This is a genomic window from Rhodococcus sp. OK302, assembly GCF_002245895.1.
Taxonomy (GTDB): Bacteria; Actinomycetota; Actinomycetes; order Mycobacteriales; family Mycobacteriaceae; genus Rhodococcus_F.
Map to the genome: position 1 here is coordinate 1,067,931 of NZ_NPJZ01000001.1, position 19,823 is coordinate 1,087,753.

Annotated in this window: 20 protein-coding genes; 12 read left to right on the top strand and 8 right to left on the bottom strand. The window is 61.3% G+C overall.

All coding sequences use genetic code 11. The annotated features are described in order from the left end of the window. Positions 1 to 20 precede the first annotated feature (20 nt). The gene (gene lysX, locus BDB13_RS04800) at positions 21 to 3,380 is read right to left on the bottom strand and encodes a bifunctional lysylphosphatidylglycerol synthetase/lysine--tRNA ligase LysX (RefSeq protein ID WP_094270632.1); all 3,360 of its coding nucleotides are present in this window, start codon (positions 3,378 to 3,380) and stop codon (positions 21 to 23) included. 89 nt (positions 3,381 to 3,469) lie between these two features. On the opposite strand from lysX, the gene BDB13_RS04805 reads away from it, so the two are divergent. After that, positions 3,470 to 3,697, top strand: a complete 228-nt coding sequence (locus BDB13_RS04805; RefSeq protein WP_094274684.1) for an RNA-binding S4 domain-containing protein — start codon at positions 3,470 to 3,472, stop codon at positions 3,695 to 3,697. A gap of 8 nt (positions 3,698 to 3,705) precedes the next feature. Here BDB13_RS04805 and rraA read toward each other — a convergent pair whose 3' ends face one another. Together rraA and BDB13_RS04815 are read right to left on the bottom strand one after the other, a co-directional pair. Further along, the gene (rraA, locus tag BDB13_RS04810; protein ID WP_094270633.1) at positions 3,706 to 4,182 is read right to left on the bottom strand and encodes a ribonuclease E activity regulator RraA; all 477 of its coding nucleotides are present in this window, start codon (positions 4,180 to 4,182) and stop codon (positions 3,706 to 3,708) included. A 22-nt stretch (positions 4,183 to 4,204) separates the two neighbouring features. After that, complete coding sequence (locus tag BDB13_RS04815) at positions 4,205 to 5,101, bottom strand: oxygenase MpaB family protein (RefSeq protein ID WP_094270634.1); 897 nt, start codon at positions 5,099 to 5,101, stop codon at positions 4,205 to 4,207. 152 nt (positions 5,102 to 5,253) lie between these two features. On the opposite strand from BDB13_RS04815, the gene BDB13_RS04820 reads away from it, so the two are divergent. Further along, a complete protein-coding gene (locus BDB13_RS04820) occupies positions 5,254 to 5,712 on the top strand; it encodes a hypothetical protein (RefSeq protein ID WP_094270635.1) in 459 nt (152 codons plus the stop codon). Here BDB13_RS04820 and BDB13_RS04825 read toward each other — a convergent pair. Together BDB13_RS04825 and BDB13_RS04830 are read right to left on the bottom strand one after the other, a co-directional pair. Then, positions 5,702 to 6,121: a histidine-type phosphatase gene (locus tag BDB13_RS04825; protein ID WP_254922713.1), complete on the bottom strand. Its 420-nt coding sequence runs from the start codon at positions 6,119 to 6,121 to the stop codon at positions 5,702 to 5,704. The genes BDB13_RS04820 and BDB13_RS04825 overlap by 11 nt on opposite strands. Before the next feature lie 88 nt (positions 6,122 to 6,209). Further along, positions 6,210 to 6,926, bottom strand: coding sequence for a sulfite exporter TauE/SafE family protein (locus tag BDB13_RS04830; RefSeq protein ID WP_169636801.1), 717 nt, complete (start codon positions 6,924 to 6,926; stop codon positions 6,210 to 6,212). Positions 6,927 to 7,024: 98 nt separating this feature from the next. Between BDB13_RS04830 and pdxR the strand changes: the two genes are divergently transcribed. Continuing rightward, complete coding sequence (gene pdxR / locus BDB13_RS04835) at positions 7,025 to 8,551, top strand: MocR-like pyridoxine biosynthesis transcription factor PdxR (protein ID WP_141210613.1); 1,527 nt, start codon at positions 7,025 to 7,027, stop codon at positions 8,549 to 8,551. On the opposite strand, the gene BDB13_RS04840 is transcribed toward pdxR, so the two are convergent. Further along, the gene (locus tag BDB13_RS04840; RefSeq protein WP_094270638.1) at positions 8,533 to 9,885 is read right to left on the bottom strand and encodes an aspartate aminotransferase family protein; all 1,353 of its coding nucleotides are present in this window, start codon (positions 9,883 to 9,885) and stop codon (positions 8,533 to 8,535) included. The two genes, pdxR and BDB13_RS04840, sit on opposite strands and share 19 nt — an antisense overlap. Before the next feature lie 294 nt (positions 9,886 to 10,179). On the opposite strand from BDB13_RS04840, the gene BDB13_RS04845 reads away from it, so the two are divergent. The 5 genes from BDB13_RS04845 to BDB13_RS04865 are packed head-to-tail and all read left to right on the top strand — an operon-like array spanning position 10,180 to position 14,953. Next, the gene (locus tag BDB13_RS04845) at positions 10,180 to 10,917 is read left to right on the top strand and encodes an SDR family NAD(P)-dependent oxidoreductase (protein WP_176459528.1); all 738 of its coding nucleotides are present in this window, start codon (positions 10,180 to 10,182) and stop codon (positions 10,915 to 10,917) included. Continuing rightward, a complete protein-coding gene (locus BDB13_RS04850) occupies positions 10,914 to 11,816 on the top strand; it encodes an ABC transporter permease (RefSeq protein ID WP_094270640.1) in 903 nt (300 codons plus the stop codon). Before BDB13_RS04845 ends, BDB13_RS04850 begins: the two co-directional genes overlap by 4 nt. Continuing rightward, complete coding sequence (locus tag BDB13_RS04855; RefSeq protein WP_094270641.1) at positions 11,813 to 12,883, top strand: taurine ABC transporter substrate-binding protein; 1,071 nt, start codon at positions 11,813 to 11,815, stop codon at positions 12,881 to 12,883. Before BDB13_RS04850 ends, BDB13_RS04855 begins: the two co-directional genes overlap by 4 nt. Beyond that, on the top strand, positions 12,880 to 13,701 hold the full coding sequence (locus BDB13_RS04860; RefSeq protein WP_094270642.1) for an ABC transporter ATP-binding protein: 822 nt from the start codon (positions 12,880 to 12,882) through the stop codon (positions 13,699 to 13,701). The genes BDB13_RS04855 and BDB13_RS04860 overlap by 4 nt, the downstream gene beginning before the upstream one ends. 34 nt (positions 13,702 to 13,735) lie before the next feature. Then, on the top strand, positions 13,736 to 14,953 hold the full coding sequence (locus tag BDB13_RS04865) for a lipase family protein (RefSeq protein ID WP_254922714.1): 1,218 nt from the start codon (positions 13,736 to 13,738) through the stop codon (positions 14,951 to 14,953). Between the two features lie 5 nt (positions 14,954 to 14,958). On the opposite strand, the gene BDB13_RS04870 is transcribed toward BDB13_RS04865, so the two are convergent. Continuing rightward, positions 14,959 to 15,336 (bottom strand): DUF5313 family protein, encoded by a 378-nt coding sequence (locus BDB13_RS04870; RefSeq protein ID WP_094270643.1) that lies wholly within the window; start codon positions 15,334 to 15,336, stop codon positions 14,959 to 14,961. 120 nt (positions 15,337 to 15,456) lie between these two features. Between BDB13_RS04870 and BDB13_RS04875 the strand changes: the two genes are divergently transcribed. From BDB13_RS04875 to BDB13_RS04885, 3 genes are all read left to right on the top strand, one after another. After that, on the top strand, positions 15,457 to 16,755 hold the full coding sequence (locus BDB13_RS04875; RefSeq protein ID WP_094270644.1) for an MFS transporter: 1,299 nt from the start codon (positions 15,457 to 15,459) through the stop codon (positions 16,753 to 16,755). Between the two features lie 78 nt (positions 16,756 to 16,833). Then, complete coding sequence (locus BDB13_RS04880; protein ID WP_094270645.1) at positions 16,834 to 18,387, top strand: succinic semialdehyde dehydrogenase; 1,554 nt, start codon at positions 16,834 to 16,836, stop codon at positions 18,385 to 18,387. A 3-nt stretch (positions 18,388 to 18,390) separates the two neighbouring features. Beyond that, positions 18,391 to 18,834, top strand: coding sequence for an SRPBCC family protein (locus BDB13_RS04885; protein ID WP_094270646.1), 444 nt, complete (start codon positions 18,391 to 18,393; stop codon positions 18,832 to 18,834). Positions 18,835 to 18,895: 61 nt separating this feature from the next. Here the strand turns inward: BDB13_RS04885 and BDB13_RS04890 are convergent, their stop codons facing one another. Next, positions 18,896 to 19,246, bottom strand: coding sequence for a proline dehydrogenase family protein (locus BDB13_RS04890; RefSeq protein WP_141210614.1), 351 nt, complete (start codon positions 19,244 to 19,246; stop codon positions 18,896 to 18,898). Between the two features lie 171 nt (positions 19,247 to 19,417). Between BDB13_RS04890 and BDB13_RS32810 the strand changes: the two genes are divergently transcribed. Continuing rightward, on the top strand, positions 19,418 to 19,822 hold the full coding sequence (locus BDB13_RS32810) for a hypothetical protein (RefSeq protein ID WP_254922715.1): 405 nt from the start codon (positions 19,418 to 19,420) through the stop codon (positions 19,820 to 19,822). Position 19,823 lies beyond the last annotated feature (1 nt).

Sequence of the window (19,823 nt, forward strand, 5' to 3'; positions counted from 1 at the left end):
GGTTTCACGTGGAACAACTCCTACTGGCGTGGTTTCGCGAGCGGGAAGGCCAGTGTTTCGCGGATGCTGCCACCGGTGATCAGCATGACCACACGGTCGACACCCATCCCGAGTCCACCCGTCGGCGGCATTGCGTGCTCGAGAGCCTGGAGGAAGTCCTCATCCACTTCCATGGCTTCGGGGTCGCCGGCCGCTGCCAGCAGTGACTGCTCGGTGAGGCGGTTGCGCTGATCCACCGGGTCGGTGAGCTCGCTGTACGCGGTGCCGAGTTCGACGCCCCACGCCACCAGATCCCACTTCTCGGCAACGCCCGCAATGCTGCGGTGTGGGCGGGTGAGGGGAGACATGGAGGTGGGGAAGTTGGTGTAGAACGTCGGAAACTCGGTGAAGTCCTCGACCAGATGCTCGTACATTTCCTGCGCGATCGCGCCCGTGTCCCAGTTGGCCTGGTACGGGATTTCGTTGTCGTCGCACAGTTTTTGGAGCTCTTCGAGGCTGGTTTCGGGGGAGACGTCGACACCGAGCTTTTCGGCGACGGCACCGTGCATCGTCTTGACCGGCCACTCGCCGGAGATGTCGACCTCCACCAATTCGCCGTCCGGGCCGGGACGCATGATGATCTCGCGTCCGAAGGCTGCACGGGCGGCAGCCTGGATGAGCTCGCGGCACATCCGCATCATGTCCTCGTAGTCGCTGTGCGCCTCGTAGGCCTCGAGGATCGTGAACTCGGGATTGTGTTTGAAGTCGACGCCCTCGTTGCGGAACACCCGACCGATTTCGAACACCTTCTCCATGCCGGCGACGCACAAGCGTTTCAGGTACAGCTCGGGCGCGATGCGCAGATACAGATCCAGGTTGTAGGCATTGATGTGTGTCAGGAACGGAGCTGCGTTGGCGCCGCCGTGCACTTGCTGCAGGATCGGTGTCTCCACTTCGAGGAATCCGCGGCTGTCGAGTGAATCGCGCAGTGACTTCACGACGGCACTTCTGGCCTCGAGCAGTTTCCGGGCCTTCGAGTTGATAGCAATGTCCAGATAGCGTTGACGGACCCGGGTTTCGGGATCAGCGAGACCCTTCCACTTGTCCGGCAGCGGGTGCAGGCACTTGCCGTTCATCCGCCAGGAGGTGGCGATCAACGACAGCTCGCCTTTTCGGCTGCGCCCGATGGTTCCGCTGACCTCGATCAGGTCGCCGAGGTCGAATTCGCCGGCGAACTTCGCCAACTCTTCGCGTCCGACGTGATCTTGATCGACCAAAATCTGGATATCGCCGGACCAGTCCCGCACATCCGTGAACATCACTCCGCCGTAATCGCGCACTCGCAGGATTCGGCCGGCGATGCGTACCCGGGTGCCCTCGGGAGACTGTGCCGCCGCGGCAATCGTGTGCGTCGGCGGGTACGCGATGGGGTAGGCGCTGAGGCCTTCGTCTTCGAGCGCTGCGAGCTTGTTCATACGGACGCGAACCTGCTCGGGTCGACGCGGTCCCGACGCGATCAGTGCGGGTGCGGAGTCCGGCGGGCTGCCGTCGGCATGCAGACCTTCGGCAGTGACGAGCGCGGCCGGCAGTGCCTCGTGAATTCCGGTGTGTTTGGTGGCCTTGCTCGATCTGCGGCTGAAGCTGGGCAGGACGACGAAGCCTTCGGCGATCGCGGACGCGAATCCGACGCGTGGGAGTTCACGATTGTCTTCGAAGCACAGGAATCGAGGTTCCCAGTCGGGCTGATATTTGACGTTCGATCGGTACAAGGCTTCGAGCTGCCACCAGCGCGAGAAGAAGACCAGCACGCCGCGCCAGATGCGCAGGATCGGGCCGGCGCCGATGCGTGAGCCTTCCTCGAACACCGAACGGAACACGGCAAAGTTGAGCGAAACCTTGACGACGCCGATCTCGTCGGATCGTGTCGCAAGTTCGGAGACCATCAACTCCACAACACCATTCGGTGACGACGGTTTACGACGCATCAAGTCGAGCGAAACTCCGTTGGGTCCCCACGGAACGAGGGACAGCATGCCGACGACGGACGCGTCTTCCGTTCCTTCGCCCATCACCGCTTCGACGAGGAGGCAGTCGCCGTCGAGAGGATCACCGAGTCGGCCTAGCGCCATCGAGAATCCACGTTCGGTTTCGGTATCGCGCCAGTCGTCGGCGCGAACGATGGCGGCGGACATGTCCTCCGGTGAGACGTCGCGGTGGCGTCGCATCCGGACCGTCACGCCGTGGCGTCGTACGCGGGTGACGGCTTGGCGCACCGGACGCATATCGCGCCCGTTCAAGTTGAATTCGCGAGTGCGCAGGATGGCTTCGTCGCCGAGTTGCAGGACGTTCAGACCTGCTCGCTTGTAGGCCGTGGCGCCGGTTTCGCTGGCCCCCATGACGGCGGTCGCCCAACCGTATTGCGAGGCCAGGTCCTGCCACGCCTCGATGGCGTGCGGCCAGGCTTCGGGGTCGCCGATGGGATCGCCGCTGGCTAGGCAGACGCCGATTTCGACGCGGTACGTGATTGCTGCTTTACCGCTGGGCGCGAAGATGACGGCCTTGTCGCGGCGAGTGGCGAAGTAGGCGAGGGAATCGTCGGCGCCGTAACCCGCGATCAAACCGCGAAGTGCGGATTCGTCATTGCCGGTCAGTGCGTTATTGGAGCGTTGGGCCCGAAAGAGCGTGATGACGGCAGCGAGCAGGGCTATGGCACCGAGGAGGCCGAGGATTGTGTTGACGAATGCGCGAGGGTGGCCTTCGAAGTTTTCGTTGTCGACCGCTCCGGCGGCGGTGACGCGGTTGAGAGCCCAGAAGAATCGCTGAGCAGTTCCCTCGAGTGTTCCCGGGAAAAGTTCGACCAGACCCCAGCCCACCAAGGTGGCCAATGCCAGGCCGACGATGAGGACGCCGAGAGCTTTCCAGCCGGCACCGCGTCGAACTCGTGTGTAGAACTCGGGGCGTGCAGCGATCAGAATTCCGACGGCGATCAGCAGAACCACAATGGCAACGGCGCTGTTGATGTTCTTTTCCCGGATCGTGGTGTTGACGTTGTTGAGTGCGCTCAGGAACAGATAGATCGTCAGTATCCACCAAGCGATCCGCTTGCGACTGGCGAGCGCCGCCGCAAGCAGGCCGACGACGAGCGCCCACGACAGGCTCGTATCCGGTGCGTCGAAGTAGTAACTGTCGATGTACTCGCGGGGCACTCGAACGATATGTCTGAGCGTGGGAGAAAGGCTCCACAGGAAGACCAGGACGGAGAACACTCCGAGGATCAATCCCGAGATATGCGGGACCTGGCTCAGCCGTCCCTTGTGGGGCCGGCGCGATTTCCGCGGACTTTCCGGCGGCGATTCAACTAACTCTGCGGTTGTGTCCGTGGCTTCGCTGATAGGTGCCATCGAGCTTCCTCCCATGCCGGTCGATCAGTCCTCACCGCTTCAGTGTGGTCTGTCGTGTCTGGTTTTGTGGGAGGAGGAGAATGTTGCTCATGACCGCCAACATTCCTGCAGTTCAGATTCGTGACGAAATGATCCGACTCGGCCAGTTTCTCAAGCTCGCAAACCTCATCGAGTCCGGTGCCGAGGCCAAGGAAGTGATTGCCGACGGTTTGGTATCGGTCAACGGTGAGGTGGAGGACCGTCGAGGCCGTCAGCTTCGGGACGGCGATGTGGTCGAGATCGGCGGGATGGCTGCCAAGGTGGAAGCTCCCGCCTGATCCCGTCTCTACTTTTCGCGGACGACTATCCCGTCGTGGTCGCTGTAGACGATCTCGCCCGGATTGAAGGTGACGCCGCCGATTTCGACGGGCACGTTCTTTTCACCGGAGCCGGTCTGCGTGCTCTTGCGGGGGTTGGTACCCAGTGCCTTGACGCCGATGTCGAGGGTGCGCAGGATCGCGGAGTCGCGGACCGCTCCGTTGACGATGACGCCGGCCCAGCCGTTGTCGACGCCCCGTCCGGCGATGATGTCGCCGACCAGTGCTGTGTGAATGCCGGCGTCACCGTCAACAACGAGGACACCGCCGTTGCCGGGTTCGCTGAGGGTCTGCTTGACCAGCAGGTTGTCCTGGAAGCACTTGATGGTGGTGATGGGGCCCGCAAAAATTTCGCGGCCGCCGAACTGAGTGAACTGCGTATCGCAGCTACGGATGTCAGGTCCGATTTCGTCGGCAAGGTCAGCGGTGGCTACAGGCTCAGTCATGCGTCACAGAATAGTCGGCACGTCAGGCCTGGGCCTGTTGGTCCGTTCTGAGGTGCTTGACGGGGCATCCGGTGGGGAACGTTCCCAGTTCTTCCACCTTGTAGCCGGCTGGGTAGCTGCGAATGCTCGACTGCTCGCGTGCGAACTTTCGGGTGGTGCGCACGGGGAAGAGGCGCAGTAGTCGGCCTCGGGCTTTGAGGGCGCCCCGCGAGATCAGGCGCATCGCGGCGGAAGGACGTTTGTACCCGAAGGCGTCGAGAAGGTGGTTGTCCATGAGAGAGAACGCAAATCCCTTGACGAGCGCTTTTGGTGCGAAGTTGTTGGGCGGGAACGTGCACATCAGGTCGAGGGTGGCATCGGCGACCGCACGAGCGCCGGGGTCGAACGAAAAGTGCTCTCTCTCATAGTCATCCATGAACTTTGCAAACTTTTCGTACGTGTCGGGAGTGTCCTTGATGTTCATGTGTCGACCGAGTTGGCGATAGTAGTTCACGGACCCGGCAATTTCGTTGGTGGTCATCTTGCGCCAGCCGTAGGCGTCGAGCCAGCGCACGGGAGTGACGACAAACGTGGACAGCACATAAACCATGTCGTCGTTGGAAATGTCGTACGATCCGTGCATTTGATTCATTCGCCGGACACTTGTCCGACCCTCTGGGCTCCCGAGGCCATGCTCGAGAATCGAGTCGAGAATGAGAGTGGTGTCGTCGTAGCGTTTTTGGACTTTGTCGGTGAACTCGCCGGTGGAGAACAGCAGCTTGCCGATGGAGGGCACAGCGTAGGTGCGGAACAGCGCGAAACTGAGTGCCTGGGTGACGTCCCACGGGAATTCTTGTGTGGTCAGGATGCGCGACATTTCCTCGTAGTCGGTTTCGGGATCCAGTCGATCCGTGCGACTGCGTAGTTCGTATCGCTTCATGGGAGCACTCCAAGGCTAGGTGTGAGCTATGCCACCGAGAGTAGTTCTGACAACGCGTGTTGTCTAGTGCTTCGGATTGGTCGGTATCCGATCGTTTCAGGGGTTGTAGCAGGGGTATCCGATCAACGGAATTGTCGAACCGAGGAGTTCCCATGAGCGTGCCCCGCACCGTCCGAATCCTGGCAGCTGTCGGACTGCCAATCGTCGCGTCAGTTATGTACGCGGGCACTGCATCCGCGGATCCGCCTCATCCCTTCGGTGGCGCCGCCGTCACCGTCGGATGCCCCAATCAGGGTTCGTTGGCATCGTTCACCGGTTTGACCGGGCAATCCGGTCCGGAGGCGAATCCACCCATTGCCAAGGGTGATATCCGGTTCGAGTCCTTCCCGGCGGCCGCGCCGCTGCCGGCCGCCGGTCAGGTCACTGTTGCCTGGGTCAATACCGATACGGGCCTGTCGGGAATCGTCGATCTGATGGGGACGTATCCCTATCTATCCGCGACCGTCAATACCGGTGTCGGAAACGTCGTTGCGACGGCTTTCGGCTCCATCAACTGGGGCAGTAGCCCTATCTGCCAAAGTAATCCGACGATCGGTCGATTTATTGCCTAGAAATTTCCGGTAGGCAACGCTCGAGCTCGGTGGGTGTGTAGAAGAAGCTACCGCTTGCTACCGGTGTGCAGGGCTCGGCAAACGCGGTTTCGCGCTCGTTGTAGAGCATGCGAACCAGCTGCGCATTGTCGGGTCCGGAGTAGACATCCCACGAGATGTTCGCGGCCATCGGGCTGACGTGCTCCCCGCGCCAGGGGTTGTTCGCGTACGTGTACAGCTCGCCCTCAGGCTGCTGAACTGTGCTGCCGGGCAGCTTCAGCAGTGCCGCGAACGGGATGATCGTCTCTGCGTGTGCAAATCGGAAATCCGCTCCGGGCAGTGCATTTGCGTTCGTATGTGCCTTCAGGCCTGCGAGGAACTCGTCCCGCAGGACGGTCGCCATCCGGTAGGTCACGTGCCGAGATGGCACGACCGTAGGAAAGTTAGAGCGACTAAGCATCTGGAAATGGCAGATTGGAGGGCCTGCGTGTGGACGCGAGGTTACAAGTCGGATTCACCTACGTCAGGCCGACCGCGCTCTTGGCCAGCAGTACCGTGGCGGCCGCGATGATGATGTAGGTGGTGGCGCGACTCAAGGCGGACAGCGATATTCGCCGCGACAGGTAGGAACCGAGCACGTGGCCGCAGGCCAGTAGGGGAGAGAATACCGCCGCAGTCAGTAGTTCTGTTCCGGTGATGCCAACCTGCAGTTCGAGAGCAAGCAGCGTTGCCACCGCCATGACAAGAAAGATCGTCGAGAGCGTGGAACGCAGTGTGGCGGCGTCGTTCGGGCGATAGGTGAGCGAGAGCGGTGGACCGGGCATCGCGGCCAATGCGCCCATGAATCCGGCCGCCGCGCCGGCGCCGGCAAGTGTTCGTCGCGAACCCACTACAGACTTGCCCGAGAGCAGAACCGCCCCTGCACTCAATGCAAGTACGGCAACCAGACATTGCACGGCCGCGGTATCGACCCGCTGCAGAAACCACAGGCCGACGACGATTCCGGGAATCATTGTGACGGTGGCGATTCCTACTGTCCGAGCGTCGCAGTGTGTGCGCTCTCGTATCGCCACCATGAGCATCATCGGAATTGTGAGAATCAGCAACGGTGCTGGAACAAGTTGGGGTGCAACGAGAATCAGGGTAGGTCCGGCGATCAAACCGAAACCCGATCCGGTTGCCGATTGAATCGTCGCTGAGACGACGAGTATGCAGGCAACCAGGAGAAGAATCACATTTCCCAGTCTGCGGCGCATCTGGCACTGATGGAAGATCCAGTTTGTGCAAGCATTGAGAGGGCCAGAATGTGGGCCGGTACAAGGAGGAATGCACAGTGCGATCGCACGACGATCTCGGTCAACTGTTACAAGGCACGTCGGCACTTCTCGACGCGGACTCCACTGTGCCGATGTACCGACGGGTTCGAGCGATGATCGAAGATCTACTTGCTCGCGGTGTGTTCGACAGCGGTCGGCCGATGCCGTCCACCCGGTATCTGGCCCAGGAACTCGGTGTTTCCCGAAACACGGTAGCCGCTGCCTATGACGAGTTGATAGCGCTCGGAGTCATCGAGAGCCGTCCTCGCAGTGGACTTTACGCGGCCGCTCCGCTCACCCGCGCATCTCCGGTCGAGTCGGCTTCGCGCGCAGTACCTGTCGACTGGTCCACCCTGCTGCAACCGCGAGAAAGTGTCGAGTTCACTCGAACCCTCGGGCACCCTGACGCATTCGACTACCCGTACCCGTTCATCAGCTCTCAGCCCGAACTGCGTTCGTTCCCGGTGCGCGGGTGGCTTCGCGCCGCCAGTGAGGCAATGACCGGTCCGCACCTCAAATACAGCGTGCGCGACGCCGTCGACCAGGATGATCCGCTACTCGTCGAGGCCTTGCGCAAAGAGATTCTCCCGTCGCGCGGTATCGAGGCGAACGCCGACGAGATTCTCGTGACCAGTGGTACTCAGCAAGGGTTGTCGTTGATTGCCGACGTACTGATGCATCCCGGCAAGATCATGGGATTCGAGAACCCCGGATACCTCGACGCCATGCATATCTTCAAGCGCTCCGGAGTGGGGTTGTCTCCGATACCCGTCGACGGCCGCGGCGCAGTATTCGATCAATCGACAGTGTTCGACGCTATGTACCTCACGCCCAGCCATCATCACCCCACCAATGTCACGTTGAGCCTCCCCCGGCGCAAGTTGCTCCTCGAATTGCTGGAGGAGAGAAACGGTTTCGTGATCGAAGACGACTACGACAGCGAATTCCGTTTCCGCGGGCGGCCAACACCGTCGCTCAAATCGCTGGGGGACAACCGCCGCGTCATCTATCTCGGATCGTTCTCGAAATTCCTGTCGGCGGGACTGCGAATCGGCTACATCGTGGCGGATCCTCCTGTTATCGCGGCACTTCGAGCCGAGCGGCACCACCGGACGAAGCATCTGCCGGGGCACATCCAACGCTCGTTGGCGCTGTTCATCACCTCCGGTGACTATCACAAGGTTCTGCGTTCACACCGTCGCAGGCTCAAGCAGAACTGGGAGATCATCACCGACTCCGTCAACAAATACATGCCCCGCGTAGAAGCGCCGTCGTTTCCTCCGGGCGGTGTCAGCATCTGGTACACCGGCCCGGAGGATCTCGATGCCGCCGAGTTGACGGACAGAGCGGCACGCCAAGGCATTCTGGTTGCGGATGGTTCGCGCTATTTCTTTCCCGGTACGGGTTCCCGCAACTGCCTGCGCTTGGGTTTCGGTTCGATTGCGCAGCAGTCGATCGAACCGGGTATCGCGCTGCTCGGCAGCATCGCTCACCGGATGCTCGAGGAGTCACGATCCGCTAGCGGTCACCGCGGGCCGTCGTAGTACGAGTCGGCCACGTCGAGTGCCGTGTCGAGCATCGCCATCGCGGCGTTGACCTGGGTGGGCGTCACAGTGCACGGGGGGACGACGTGGATGCGGTGGTAGTTGTTGAAGACGAGCAGACCGGCCTCGCGAGCAGCGGCCATCGTCTGACCAATGGCAGCATTGGTTCCGCCGTACGGAGAGAGTGGCTCTCGGGTCTCACGGTTTGTCACCAGATCGAGTGCCCAGAAGACGCCGAGCCCGCGGACGTCGCCGACGCTGGGGTGCTTCTCGGCGAGCGCACGCAAGCCGGGGCCGAGTGACGTGCGGCCGATGAACTCGGCGTTCTCGACAATGGATTCCTCGTGCATCGTCGTTATCGTCGCGACGGCCGCAGCACAGGCCAGGGGGTGGCCGGAGTAGGTCATCCCACCGGGGTACGGACGCTCGGCAAACGAGTTGTAGATCTTCTCGCCGATGATGACTCCGCCGAGAGGTACGTAGCCCGAGTTGACGCCCTTGGCGAAGGTGATCAGATCAGGAATTGCGTCGTAGTGGTCGATGGCCATCCACGCGCCGGTACGACCGAAGCCTGACATGACCTCGTCACAGATCATGACAATGCCGTACCGATCGCAGATGTCACGAACACCCGCCATGTATCCGGGCGGCGGCGGCATGATGCCGGACGTACCCGGGACGGATTCGACGATGAGGGCGGCAAAGGCTGCCGGTCCCTCGAATCGGATCAACGTCTCGAGGTGTTCCAGAGCGCGCTCACATTCCTGTTCCTCTGTCTCGGAACGGAACTCGGATCGATAGAGGAATGGTCCGTGGAAGTGGACGGCACCCGAGTTGCCGTAGTCGTTCGGCCAGCGTCGGTGGTCTCCGGAGAGATTGATCGTCTCGGCGGTAGCGCCGTGATAGGAGCGGTAGGCCGAGAGGATCTTGTATCGTCCGGTGTGCAAGCGCGCCATACGAATTGCGTGCTCGTTGGCATCGGCGCCGCCACTGGTGAAGAAGACCCGTTCCATCCCTTCGGGAGAAATTTCGGCGATCAGACGCGCTGCCTCGGACCGTGCCTCGTTGGCGTGAGCCGGCGCAATGGTGCACAGCTTTGCGGCCTGCTCTTGAATTGCCGCAACAACCTTCGGATGCTGGTGGCCGACGTTGGTGTAGACGAGTTGGGAAGAGAAGTCGAGGTATTCCTTGCCGTCCCCGTCCCAGAGGTAGCAGCCGTCTGTGCGCTCGACAACCATGGGCTGCAATGACTTCTGTGCCGACCACGAATGGAAGACGTGGGCTCGGTCCAGTTCATACGTCCGTTGTGCGGTGCTGATTGCGGGAGCTGCCATGGCAGGTACCTCCTGATCGAGGGGTTGAAACTGTGCGTCCACTCAATGATGGAGAACGGATGTGGTCCGCCGCCAGATCCAGATTCCGGGGAATTTCGAGGGGCCAGTTACACGGACGAACTATTGCGTTAACACGAGAACGGAACGTTACGACTGGCCCGAGAAAATGACCATGCAGGTGGCTCTGGAGTAGGTGCCAGATCGGGAGAACACTGGTGCACAGTTCAGCAGCGCCTTGGGGTATCTCTCAGGGCCGAAACATCATTCATCGAGGAGTTCCCAACTATGTCCGTCATGAAATCTCCAGTTGCCGTGGTTACCGGGGCCAGCAGTGGCATTGGTGCCGCTACGGTGCGGCACCTCGTCAAGGAGGGGTTCGACGTGGTGATGGGCGCACGCAGAATGGATCGACTCGAGGAGTTGGCTCGTGAAACAGGCGCTCGCGCTGTGCCTCTCGATGTCACCGACGTCGCATCGGTCGACGCCTTCTGTGGCCAGATCGATCGCTGTGACGTACTGGTCAACAACGCCGGCGGCGCACTGGGAGCAGACAGCATCGCGGACGCCGACGAGGCAGACTGGACCGCGATGTTCGATGTGAACGTGCTCGGCGTACTGCGCGTCACGCAGCGCCTCCTCCCGCGTCTTCGTGAGAGCGAAAACGCTACCGTCGTCAGCATCGGGTCAATCGCCGGACGTGAACCGTATCTCGGAGGTGGCGGGTACAACGCCGCGAAACATGCTGTGACAGCACTTACTCGGGTGCTGCGCCTCGAATTGCTGGGCGAGCCCATTCGCGTTTGTCAGATCGACCCCGGCATGGTGGAAACCGAATTCAGCATGGTCCGCTTCGGCGGCGACAAGGCGCGCGCCGACGCCGTGTACGCGGGCGCAGATCCGCTCACCGCTGATGATATCGCCGAATGTGTTGCCTGGGTGGTCACCCGGCCGAGCCGCGTCAATGTCGATTCGATGCTCGTCCTCGCTCGTGACCAGACATCCGCACAACGAGTGCACCGGAGGACCGTATGACAACTACCAGCCCCGCGCCGGCGATCACGAAGACGCTACCCAGTGCTCCGGTACCGGCAGTGTCACGGCCGCGCAAGAAGAAGTACTTTTCGCCGAGCCGGCTGCGCTCCATCGGAGTTCGGTGTGCGGCACTGTTTGCCTTTCTGGTGATCTGGTGGGGAATTACCGCCGCCGGTGTGATCGACGAATTGTTCCTTCCCTCGCCGGGTTCGGTGTGGGATGCGTTTATCAGGGCCAATACGTGGCATCAGGTTGCACCCGGAGTCGACCGCGAAGTACTCGGCGAGCAGAACTACTTCCTATGGGAGCATCTGATCGCCAGTGGGCAGCGCATTGCGGCCGGTGTCGGAGCGGCTGTCATCGTGGGACCGTTGATCGGTTTTGCGATGGGCATGTCGGTTCCGATCAGGACTTTCGTGGAGCCGTACCTGAACTTCTTGCGTGCATTGCCGCCGCTCGGATACATCGGTCTGCTGATCGTCTGGTTCGGAATCGGTGACACGTCCAAGATTTGGCTGCTTTTCCTCGCAGCTTTTCCACCCATCGCGATCGCCACGCTGAACGGCGTCACCTCCGTCAAGGTGGATCAGATCAATGCCGCGAAGGCGCTGGGCGCCAGCCGTACTCAGGTTCTCACCAATGTGGTCTTTCCGTCGACGTTGCCGGAAGTGATCAACGGAATTCGGATTGCCGTCGGATTTGCCTGGACGACGGTGGTTGCCGCGGAACTCAACAACGGTATTCCCGGTATCGGCGGACTCGCGTATCTGGCCGGCACACAGCTCAATACTCCTCTGACAATTGCGTGCATCATCGTTATCGGTTGTGCCGCACTTGTTCTCGACTCGGCCATCAAGGCAGTGGGAACACTCGTAGCGCCATGGAAGGGTAAGGCATGATCAGCAATTCAGGACGCACGGCAATTGCAGTGATGACGGCTGCGGCCCTGGGAACCACCCTCACCGGCTGTGTGGAAACGGGCCGTGGTGAGATGAGCCGCTCGATGGCCACTTCGGTGACTTGTCCTGTTGTGGTGGATGAATCGGTCACCACGACTGCCCGCATCGGGTATCAGGACATTCCCAACGGTGATCTGATAGTCAAGGATCAGGGGTTGCTCGAGGCCTGTATGCCCAACGCAGACATCACGTGGAGCAAGTTCAGCTCCGGTCAGGATGTAGTGCAGGCCTTCGGTTCCGGAAGCCTGGATCTGGGAACGTTGGGTTCGAGTCCGGCAACAATGGCGTTGTCGGCTCCGCTGAACATTCCGATGCAGGTGGTGTGGATCCAGGATGTCATCGGAGAAGCGGAATCGCTGGTCGTGAAAGATCCGTCCATCACAACACTGGAAGGACTGCGCGGCAAGAAGATTGCCACACCGTTCGGTAGCACGTCGCATTACAGCCTCCTTGCTGCTCTCAGTGCTGCGAACATGGCCGCGGAGGTCACTCTGATGAGCTTGAAGCCCGATGCGATGCTCGGGGCCTGGCAGGGTGGGCAGATTGATGCCGCGTGGGTCTGGGATCCGACACTGTCAAAGTTGACCGCCGACGGGCACGTCATCATGAGTAGTGCCGATGTCTCTGAGATGGGTGCCCCCACGTTCGATTTGTCCGGTGCCACCACTGAATTCGTTTCTGCCAATCCGGAATTCATGGCCATGTGGACCAAGCTGCAAGACTATGCGGCCGGTCGGATCAACGCAGATCCCACGGGTGCGGCGGTGTCGATGTCGGCGCAACTCGGTATCGCACCGAATCTGATCACGCCGCAGTTGGCCGGCTATACGTATCTGTCGGCCGCTGATCAGGCGAGCAATACCTACCTCGGTGGAGATTTCGCGCAGAGCCTGTCGGGGACTGCGAAGTTCCTTCTGGAGCAGGGAAATATCGACGCGGTCAGTCCCGGTAGCGCCTACGTCAGCGGAATCTACACGGACGCAGTGAAGAAAGTAGGCCAGCCATGACTACCGCTGTCGATCTCAGCACCCGGGTAGTGCTCACCGATGTTCGGAAAGAATACGTCACCGCCGGCGAATCTGTCCTTGCGCTCGACTCGACCAGCTTGACCTTCGAACCGGAAGAATTTGTATGCGTCGTCGGACCATCCGGTTGCGGTAAGACGACGCTCTTGCAGATGCTCGCCGGTTTTCAGGAGCCGACCGAAGGCACCATCATGGTCGGAAACACTCACATCAAGGGTCCCGATCCGGATCGTGGTGTGGTGTTTCAACATTCGAACCTGTATCCGTGGTTGTCCGTGCGGAAGAACGTGGAGTTCGGCCTGAAGATGCGGGGTGTGCCTCGCGCGGAACGTGCGGCTGAGGCTGATCGGATGTTGGAACTGGTGGGCTTGGAATTGTACGGCGACCGTAAGCCGTACGAGCTGTCCGGTGGTCAGCAGCAGCGCTGTCAGATCGCCCGCGTTCTCATCACCGATCCGCGAATCATATTGATGGACGAGCCTTTCGGTGCGCTCGACGCGATGACCCGCGAGAAGCTGCAACTCGAATTGCTCGATCTGTGGCGTGAGCGTCGTAAAACCGTGTTCTTCGTGACGCACAGTGTGGAAGAGGCAATCTTCCTCGGTACCCGAGTCATCGTGATGGGCGCTCGCCCCGGGCGGGTGATCTACGACCGCAAAGTGTGGTTCAAGGGCGACAATCAGCAGCCGACGGATACCGCGATCCGTTCGACACCGGAGTTCGTGGCGATGCGTGACGAGGTCGCCGCCAAGATCTACGAAGCCCAAGGTTTGATCGGCGCAACAGTCGCCTTGCACTGATCGTTTCCAATTGACTTACTGTGGAGGTAATTTCGTGAAGGCTGTTCAGAAGAAGCGTGTTGTCCGACTATCCAGCGGAACTCTGGCGCTGTGCGCGGCTGTATCGGCAGCTGCCTTTACTTCCACGGCGTCGGCTGAGGGATCTCTTTCCTTCGGGTCCGTTCAAGCCGCACCTCAGTTGTCGCCGGGAACATTGATCACCGCGCACAATCTGATCGAATCTGCGGCACTGCCCAGCGCCGCCAAGAACGAGCGCATCACGTACCTGTCTCAAAGTGCCTCCGGAGAACCAATTCTGGTGTCCGGAGTGGTCGCTATTCCCAAGACACCCGCTCCGGCGGGCGGCTGGCCGGTAGTCAGTTGGGCGCACGGAACCACCGGTGTAGCCGATGCGTGTGCGCCGTCGGCAGATACCCCGAAGGGCCCGGTGCACGATTACCTTTCGGGGGTGGACCAGACGCTCGATAAATGGGTCGCCAATGGATATGTTGTGGTGCAAACCGACTTCGAAGGGCTCGGCACACCTGGCGGGCATCCATACATGAACGGGACCAGCGCGGCCAACACCGTGACGGATATCGTTCGCGCTGCGCGGCAGATGGACCCGTCGGTCGGCAAGGACTGGTTTGCCATGGGACACAGTCAGGGTGGACAGGCGGCGGTCTTTACCGCGGCACTCGGTCAGGAGCGTGCGCCCGAATTGAATCTGAAGGGCGCTGTGTCGGTTGCTCCCGGAAACGGAACTGCCAAGATTCCGGAGTTGGTGTCATCCGGCAACGCGGCCATGTCAGGTGCGGTGCCGTTTGTTCCGGTCATCCTTCTCGGCGTCCAGGCAGCAGACCCGTCGATTATCGCCGAAGACTTGCTCTCCGACGAGGCGCAGCCTCTCCTCGAAGCGGCACGTACGGGTTGTCTCGCCGCGGTTCGGGCAGTGCCGCCGATACCCGTCAACCAGATCTTCCGTGCGGGAGCGGATCTCACGGCTCTGACGGCAAACCTGAACAAGCAGGAGTTGGCGACGGTGACACCCAAGGTCCCCACGCTGTTCGCCCAGGGAACTGCGGATGTGCTTGTCTCGGTGGGAAGTACAACCGGAGCGGTCAAGGATTTCTGCAGCAAGGGTTCGGAGGTCGAGTTCAAGACCTACGAGGGTGCTGATCACCGGGGAGCTATCGGGGCATCCTACGACGACGCCATGGATTTCACGACGAGGATGCTCGCCGGGCAGGCAGTGAACTCCGGCGCCTGCTAGTCGGCTCAGCGACCGTGACGCTTTTCGTAGTCCTCACGGTCGCTGTCGGCGCGGCGCTGCGCCTTCTCGTTCAGCAGATCCGGATCGAGACCGTGGCTCAGGAGGCGGTGACGGCGGTAGATGGTGCCCAACGCCACGACAAAATAGGCCAGCGGGATGAGCAGTAGAGCCATCATGGCCAGGGGAATCCAGATCGGTCCCGGGATCAAGAGGAACAGCATGAGGATGAGCATCGCCGGCACGGTGAAACGAACGATGTAGCGGACCTGCGCACCCGGACCGACAAGATCGTTGCGAACCCAATCCTGGTAGGTGTCGGGGAGCGTCTTACCCAGAAGGTATCCGCAGTACTGGGGGAAACTCGGGCGGGTCTGTTCGGCCATACTCCCAGGATAGTTGCCCCGTTCGGTCGGTTTACGCCGGTGCCTGGAATATGCGTCGATCGACGTGTCGGAGCAAGTGGGCGCTTCTTTCGGGGGCGTTGAACCTGCAGAATTCTCACTGTGAGTTCTGAGACCGCACGGCCGAAATCCGCCCCACCGCGCTTTCATCGTGCCTGGTCGGTTGCGATCGTGGCGTTTCTCGCTCTGGTCGGTGCGGCTAGCTTCCGCGCGGCCCCGTCGATACTGATCGAACCGCTGCACGAGGATTTCGGCTGGTCGCGGGCCAGTATTTCGGCTGCCGTCTCCGTGAACCTTGTTCTGTACGGCCTCACGTCACCGTTTGCGGCGGCGCTCATGGAGCGCTTCGGGATTCGGGCTGTTGTCACCTCGGCTTTGGTGCTGATCTCCCTCGGTAGCGGCCTGACCATCTTCATGACATCGAGTTGGCAGCTCGTCCTGCTTTGGGGCGTTTTTGTCGGCCTCGGCACCGGATCGATGGCCCTGGCATTTGTCGCGACCATCGTCGACCGCTGGTTTGTCGAGAAGCGTGGGCTCGTGACCGGCATCCTGACCGCTGGCAGCGCGGCCGGTCAGCTGGTGTTCCTGCCCGTCCTGGCCAAGATCGCCGAAACCTACGACTGGCAGAGCGTCGCCTTCACCGTCTCGTTCGCCGCGCTGGCCGTCGTGCCGTTTGTTCTCCTGTTCCTACGAAATTTCCCGTCCGACGTAGGTACGACGCCTTACGGTGCGCCAGCCGATTACGTTGCCCCGGCCTTGCCCGTCCACCAACGAGGCGGCGCTGCGGGCCGCGCAATTTCGGTGCTGGTGACGGCGTCGAAAACCAAGGTGTTCTGGCTCCTTGCAGGAACTTTCGCAATCTGCGGTGCGAGCACCAACGGGCTCATCGGCACGCACTTCGTTCCGGCGTCGCACGATCACGGCATGCCGATCACGACGGCCGCGTCGCTCCTGGCGGTGATCGGAATCTTGGACATGGTCGGGACTATCGCGTCGGGGTGGTTCACCGACCGGATGGACTCGCGGAAACTTCTCGGCGTCTACTACCTGTTTCGCGGGATCTCGCTGCTTTTCCTGCCGTTGCTTCTCGCCAACACGGTCAATCCGCCGATGATCGCGTTCGTCATTTTCTACGGACTCGACTGGGTGGCGACGGTTCCGCCGACTGTCGCGCTGTGCCGGCAGCATTTCGGGGCCGACGCCCCCATTGTGTTCGGTTGGGTGCTGGCGTCGCATCAGATCGGTGCCGGCCTCGTGGCCTTCCTGGCGGGCCTGGTCCGCGATCAGATCGGCTCGTACGACGCGGCGTTCTATGTGGCGGGCGGGCTGTGTGCGATTGCGGCGGTGATGTCATTGCTGATCGCGAAGCGACCGAAACACGCGGTAGTTGTTTCTGTGTGAATCGACACTGTGATCGGCACCACCGACGGGGTAGGTTGTGTGTAACTCAAGGAACTACTCACCAGTAGGGGTAAAGAAATGCCTGCTCCGTCCGCTGCGACCTTCTCGCGGCTCGCCGAACTGATCGCCATCGACAATGTTGCCGATCGCCCGACGAAGTCCATTACCGAGGTGTTCACCGGCAAGGAGCTGGCGACCATCCCCGTCGGCACCGCCGACGATGCTCTCGCGGCCATCGCCCGTGCCCGAGTCGCTCAGAAGGAATGGGCCAAGCGTCCCGTCCTCGAGCGCGCTGCCATCTTCCATCGCTACCGCGATCTCATCCTCGAGAACCGCGACTCACTCATGGACATGGCTCAGGCCGAGACCGGCAAGTCGCGCACTGCGGCGCAGGAAGAAGTCCTCGACATCTCGATGACGGCACGCCACTACGCACGCGTTGCCCCGAAGCTGCTGCGTCCGCGCCGCGTCTCGGGCATGCTTCCGGGTCTGACGAAGACCGTCGTCCGCTACCAGCCCAAGGGTGTTGTCGGCGTCATCTCGCCGTGGAACTACCCGATGACACTGGCGGTGTCCGACGCCATCGCTGCGCTGATCGCCGGCAACGCCGTCGTTCTCAAGCCGGACAGCCAGACGCCGTACTGCGCGCTCGCCTGCGTAGAACTGATGTACAAAGCCGGTTTGCCGCGCGACCTGTTTGCCGTTGTTCCCGGACCGGGCTCCGTTGTGGGTACCGCGCTGGTCGAGAACACCGAATACCTGATGTTCACCGGTTCCACCGCGACCGGCCAGCTGCTGGCCGAGCAGGCGGGACGCCGTCTCATCGGCTTCTCCGCCGAGCTCGGTGGCAAGAACCCGATGATCGTCGCCGCGGGTGCTGATTTGCGTGAGGTTACGGACGCCGCCGTGCGTGCGTGCTTCTCCAACTCCGGCCAGCTATGCATCTCGATCGAGCGCATCTACGTCGAAGAGTCCATCGCACCCGAGTTCATTCGTATGTTCGGTGACCGCGTCAAGAAGATGAACATCGCAGCCGGCTACGAATTCGGCATCGAGATGGGCAGCCTCGTCTCCGAGGCTCAGGTCAAGGCTATCTCCGCCCATGTCGACGACGCAGTTGTGAAGGGCGCCACCGTTATTGCCGGCGGAAAGGCCCGCCCGGACATCGGACCGCTGTTCTACGAACCCACCCTGCTCACCGGAGTTCCCGCCGACGCCGACTGCTACCGCGACGAGACCTTCGGGCCTCTCGTGTCGATCTACCCCGTCAAGGATGTCGAAGAGGCCATCGCCCAGGCCAATGACACCGAGTACGGTCTCAACGCCAGCGTCTGGGCCGGCAGCAAGGCCGCCGGCGAGGCAATTGCCGCACGTATTCACGCGGGCACCGTCAACGTCGATGAAGGCTACGCACCCACCTGGGGCAGCACCGCAGCGCCGATGGGCGGCATGGGTGTCTCGGGTATCGGACGCCGTCACGGACCCGAAGGTTTGACCAAGTACACCGAACCGCAGACGATTGCAACCACCCGCATCATGAATCTTGGTGGGCCGCGCGGAATTCCGGCCAAGATGTGGGCCAAGCTCATGCCTCACGCCATCAAGATCATGTCCTGGGTTCCGGGCCGGTAACGGGTGGAACGCGCAAGCGCATATATCGAGGCAACACCGTCAGCGGTCTGGGCAGTGGTCAGCGACCTCGAAGGAATGGGTCGCTTCAGTCCCGAAAACACGGGCGGCAAGTGGACTTCCGGAAAACCGGGGACCGTTGGTGCGAAGTTCACCGGCACCAACAAGCATGGTCTGATTCGCTGGAGTACTCGCTGCACTGTCACCGAAGTTGTTGACGGTCAGAAGTTTTCGTTCGAAGTGGACGAGTCGAAGGCTCGGTGGACGTTTCTCGTGGAACCCTCCGATGCGGGAACTCTGCTCACCGAGACCCGCGAGGTCTTTGCGTCGGCGCCACTCCACGTGCGAATTCTGTCCGGAAGTGGAGTGCTGGGGCGGGACCGAGATCAGCTGATGCAGAGCGGGATCGAAACCACGCTGGCGCGGATCAAGGGCTTTCTCGAAAAGTAGTACCCACAAAAGCGGGGCCGCACTCATGTCGAGTGCGGCCCCGCTTTGTCTGGTGTTCTGATCAGCCGGCGGCGTCGATGAGTGCTGTGTAGATCCGTTCCGGTTCTTCGGCAATACGATTGAGTACGTACAGCCACCACTCGGTTCCGAAGAGCACATATTCGCGAGTGGTGAAGCCCGCTGCGCTCAGGGCATCGAGTTGTTCGGTTCCAAGGCCCAGCAACATTTCGAACTCGACATGGTCGGCCTTGAGTGCCGAATCATGTTCTGTGCATAGCGCTTCGATGATGTCGCGATCATGCGTCGCAATCGCAATCGGGTGACGAGCGTCCACGATCTGTGACACGTACTTCAGGTAGGCGTTGCGCAATTGCGCGCTTCCGCGCGGATAGGCGATCGAAGCCGTCGTCAATCGAGCGCCAGACGCCGAAGTACGTCGGCAGCCTGGGCTTGCAGGTCCATGTTCACGGCCTCAGCCTACGTTCGTGAGATGGCGGGAATTCTTCTCCCAACCCTTGCGTTCGATCTATTGTCGATATATCGTCGATACGTCAAGTAAACACAAACAGTCCAGGAGGACAACATGTACGCCCCACACAACAACCCAGAACTGCAAGAACGCCGCGAAGACTGCGGACGTGACCACGAGCGTCGTGGACGCCGTGGATCTGAACCGCGCGGAGGTCGCGGATTCGGAGGCCGTCCCGAAGGCCGGCGCGGTCGCCCCGATCATCGAGGCCCTGGCCATCGTGGATTCGGTCGCCCGGACTTCACTGAATCCGGCGCAGCATTGCATCCGGAGATGGGACTTCTCCGAGGTGCCGTTATCGCGGTAGCCACCGGTGGAACGCCCGAGCAGGTGGCCAAGGCCGAGGCGATTCTTGCCGAAGCGCGACGCGCTCTGTTCGAGCTGCTGGCCGAGAAGCCCGCAGAAACTGAGCCGACCGAAACCCCGACTGAAACATCCACTGACACAACAGCTAAGTGAT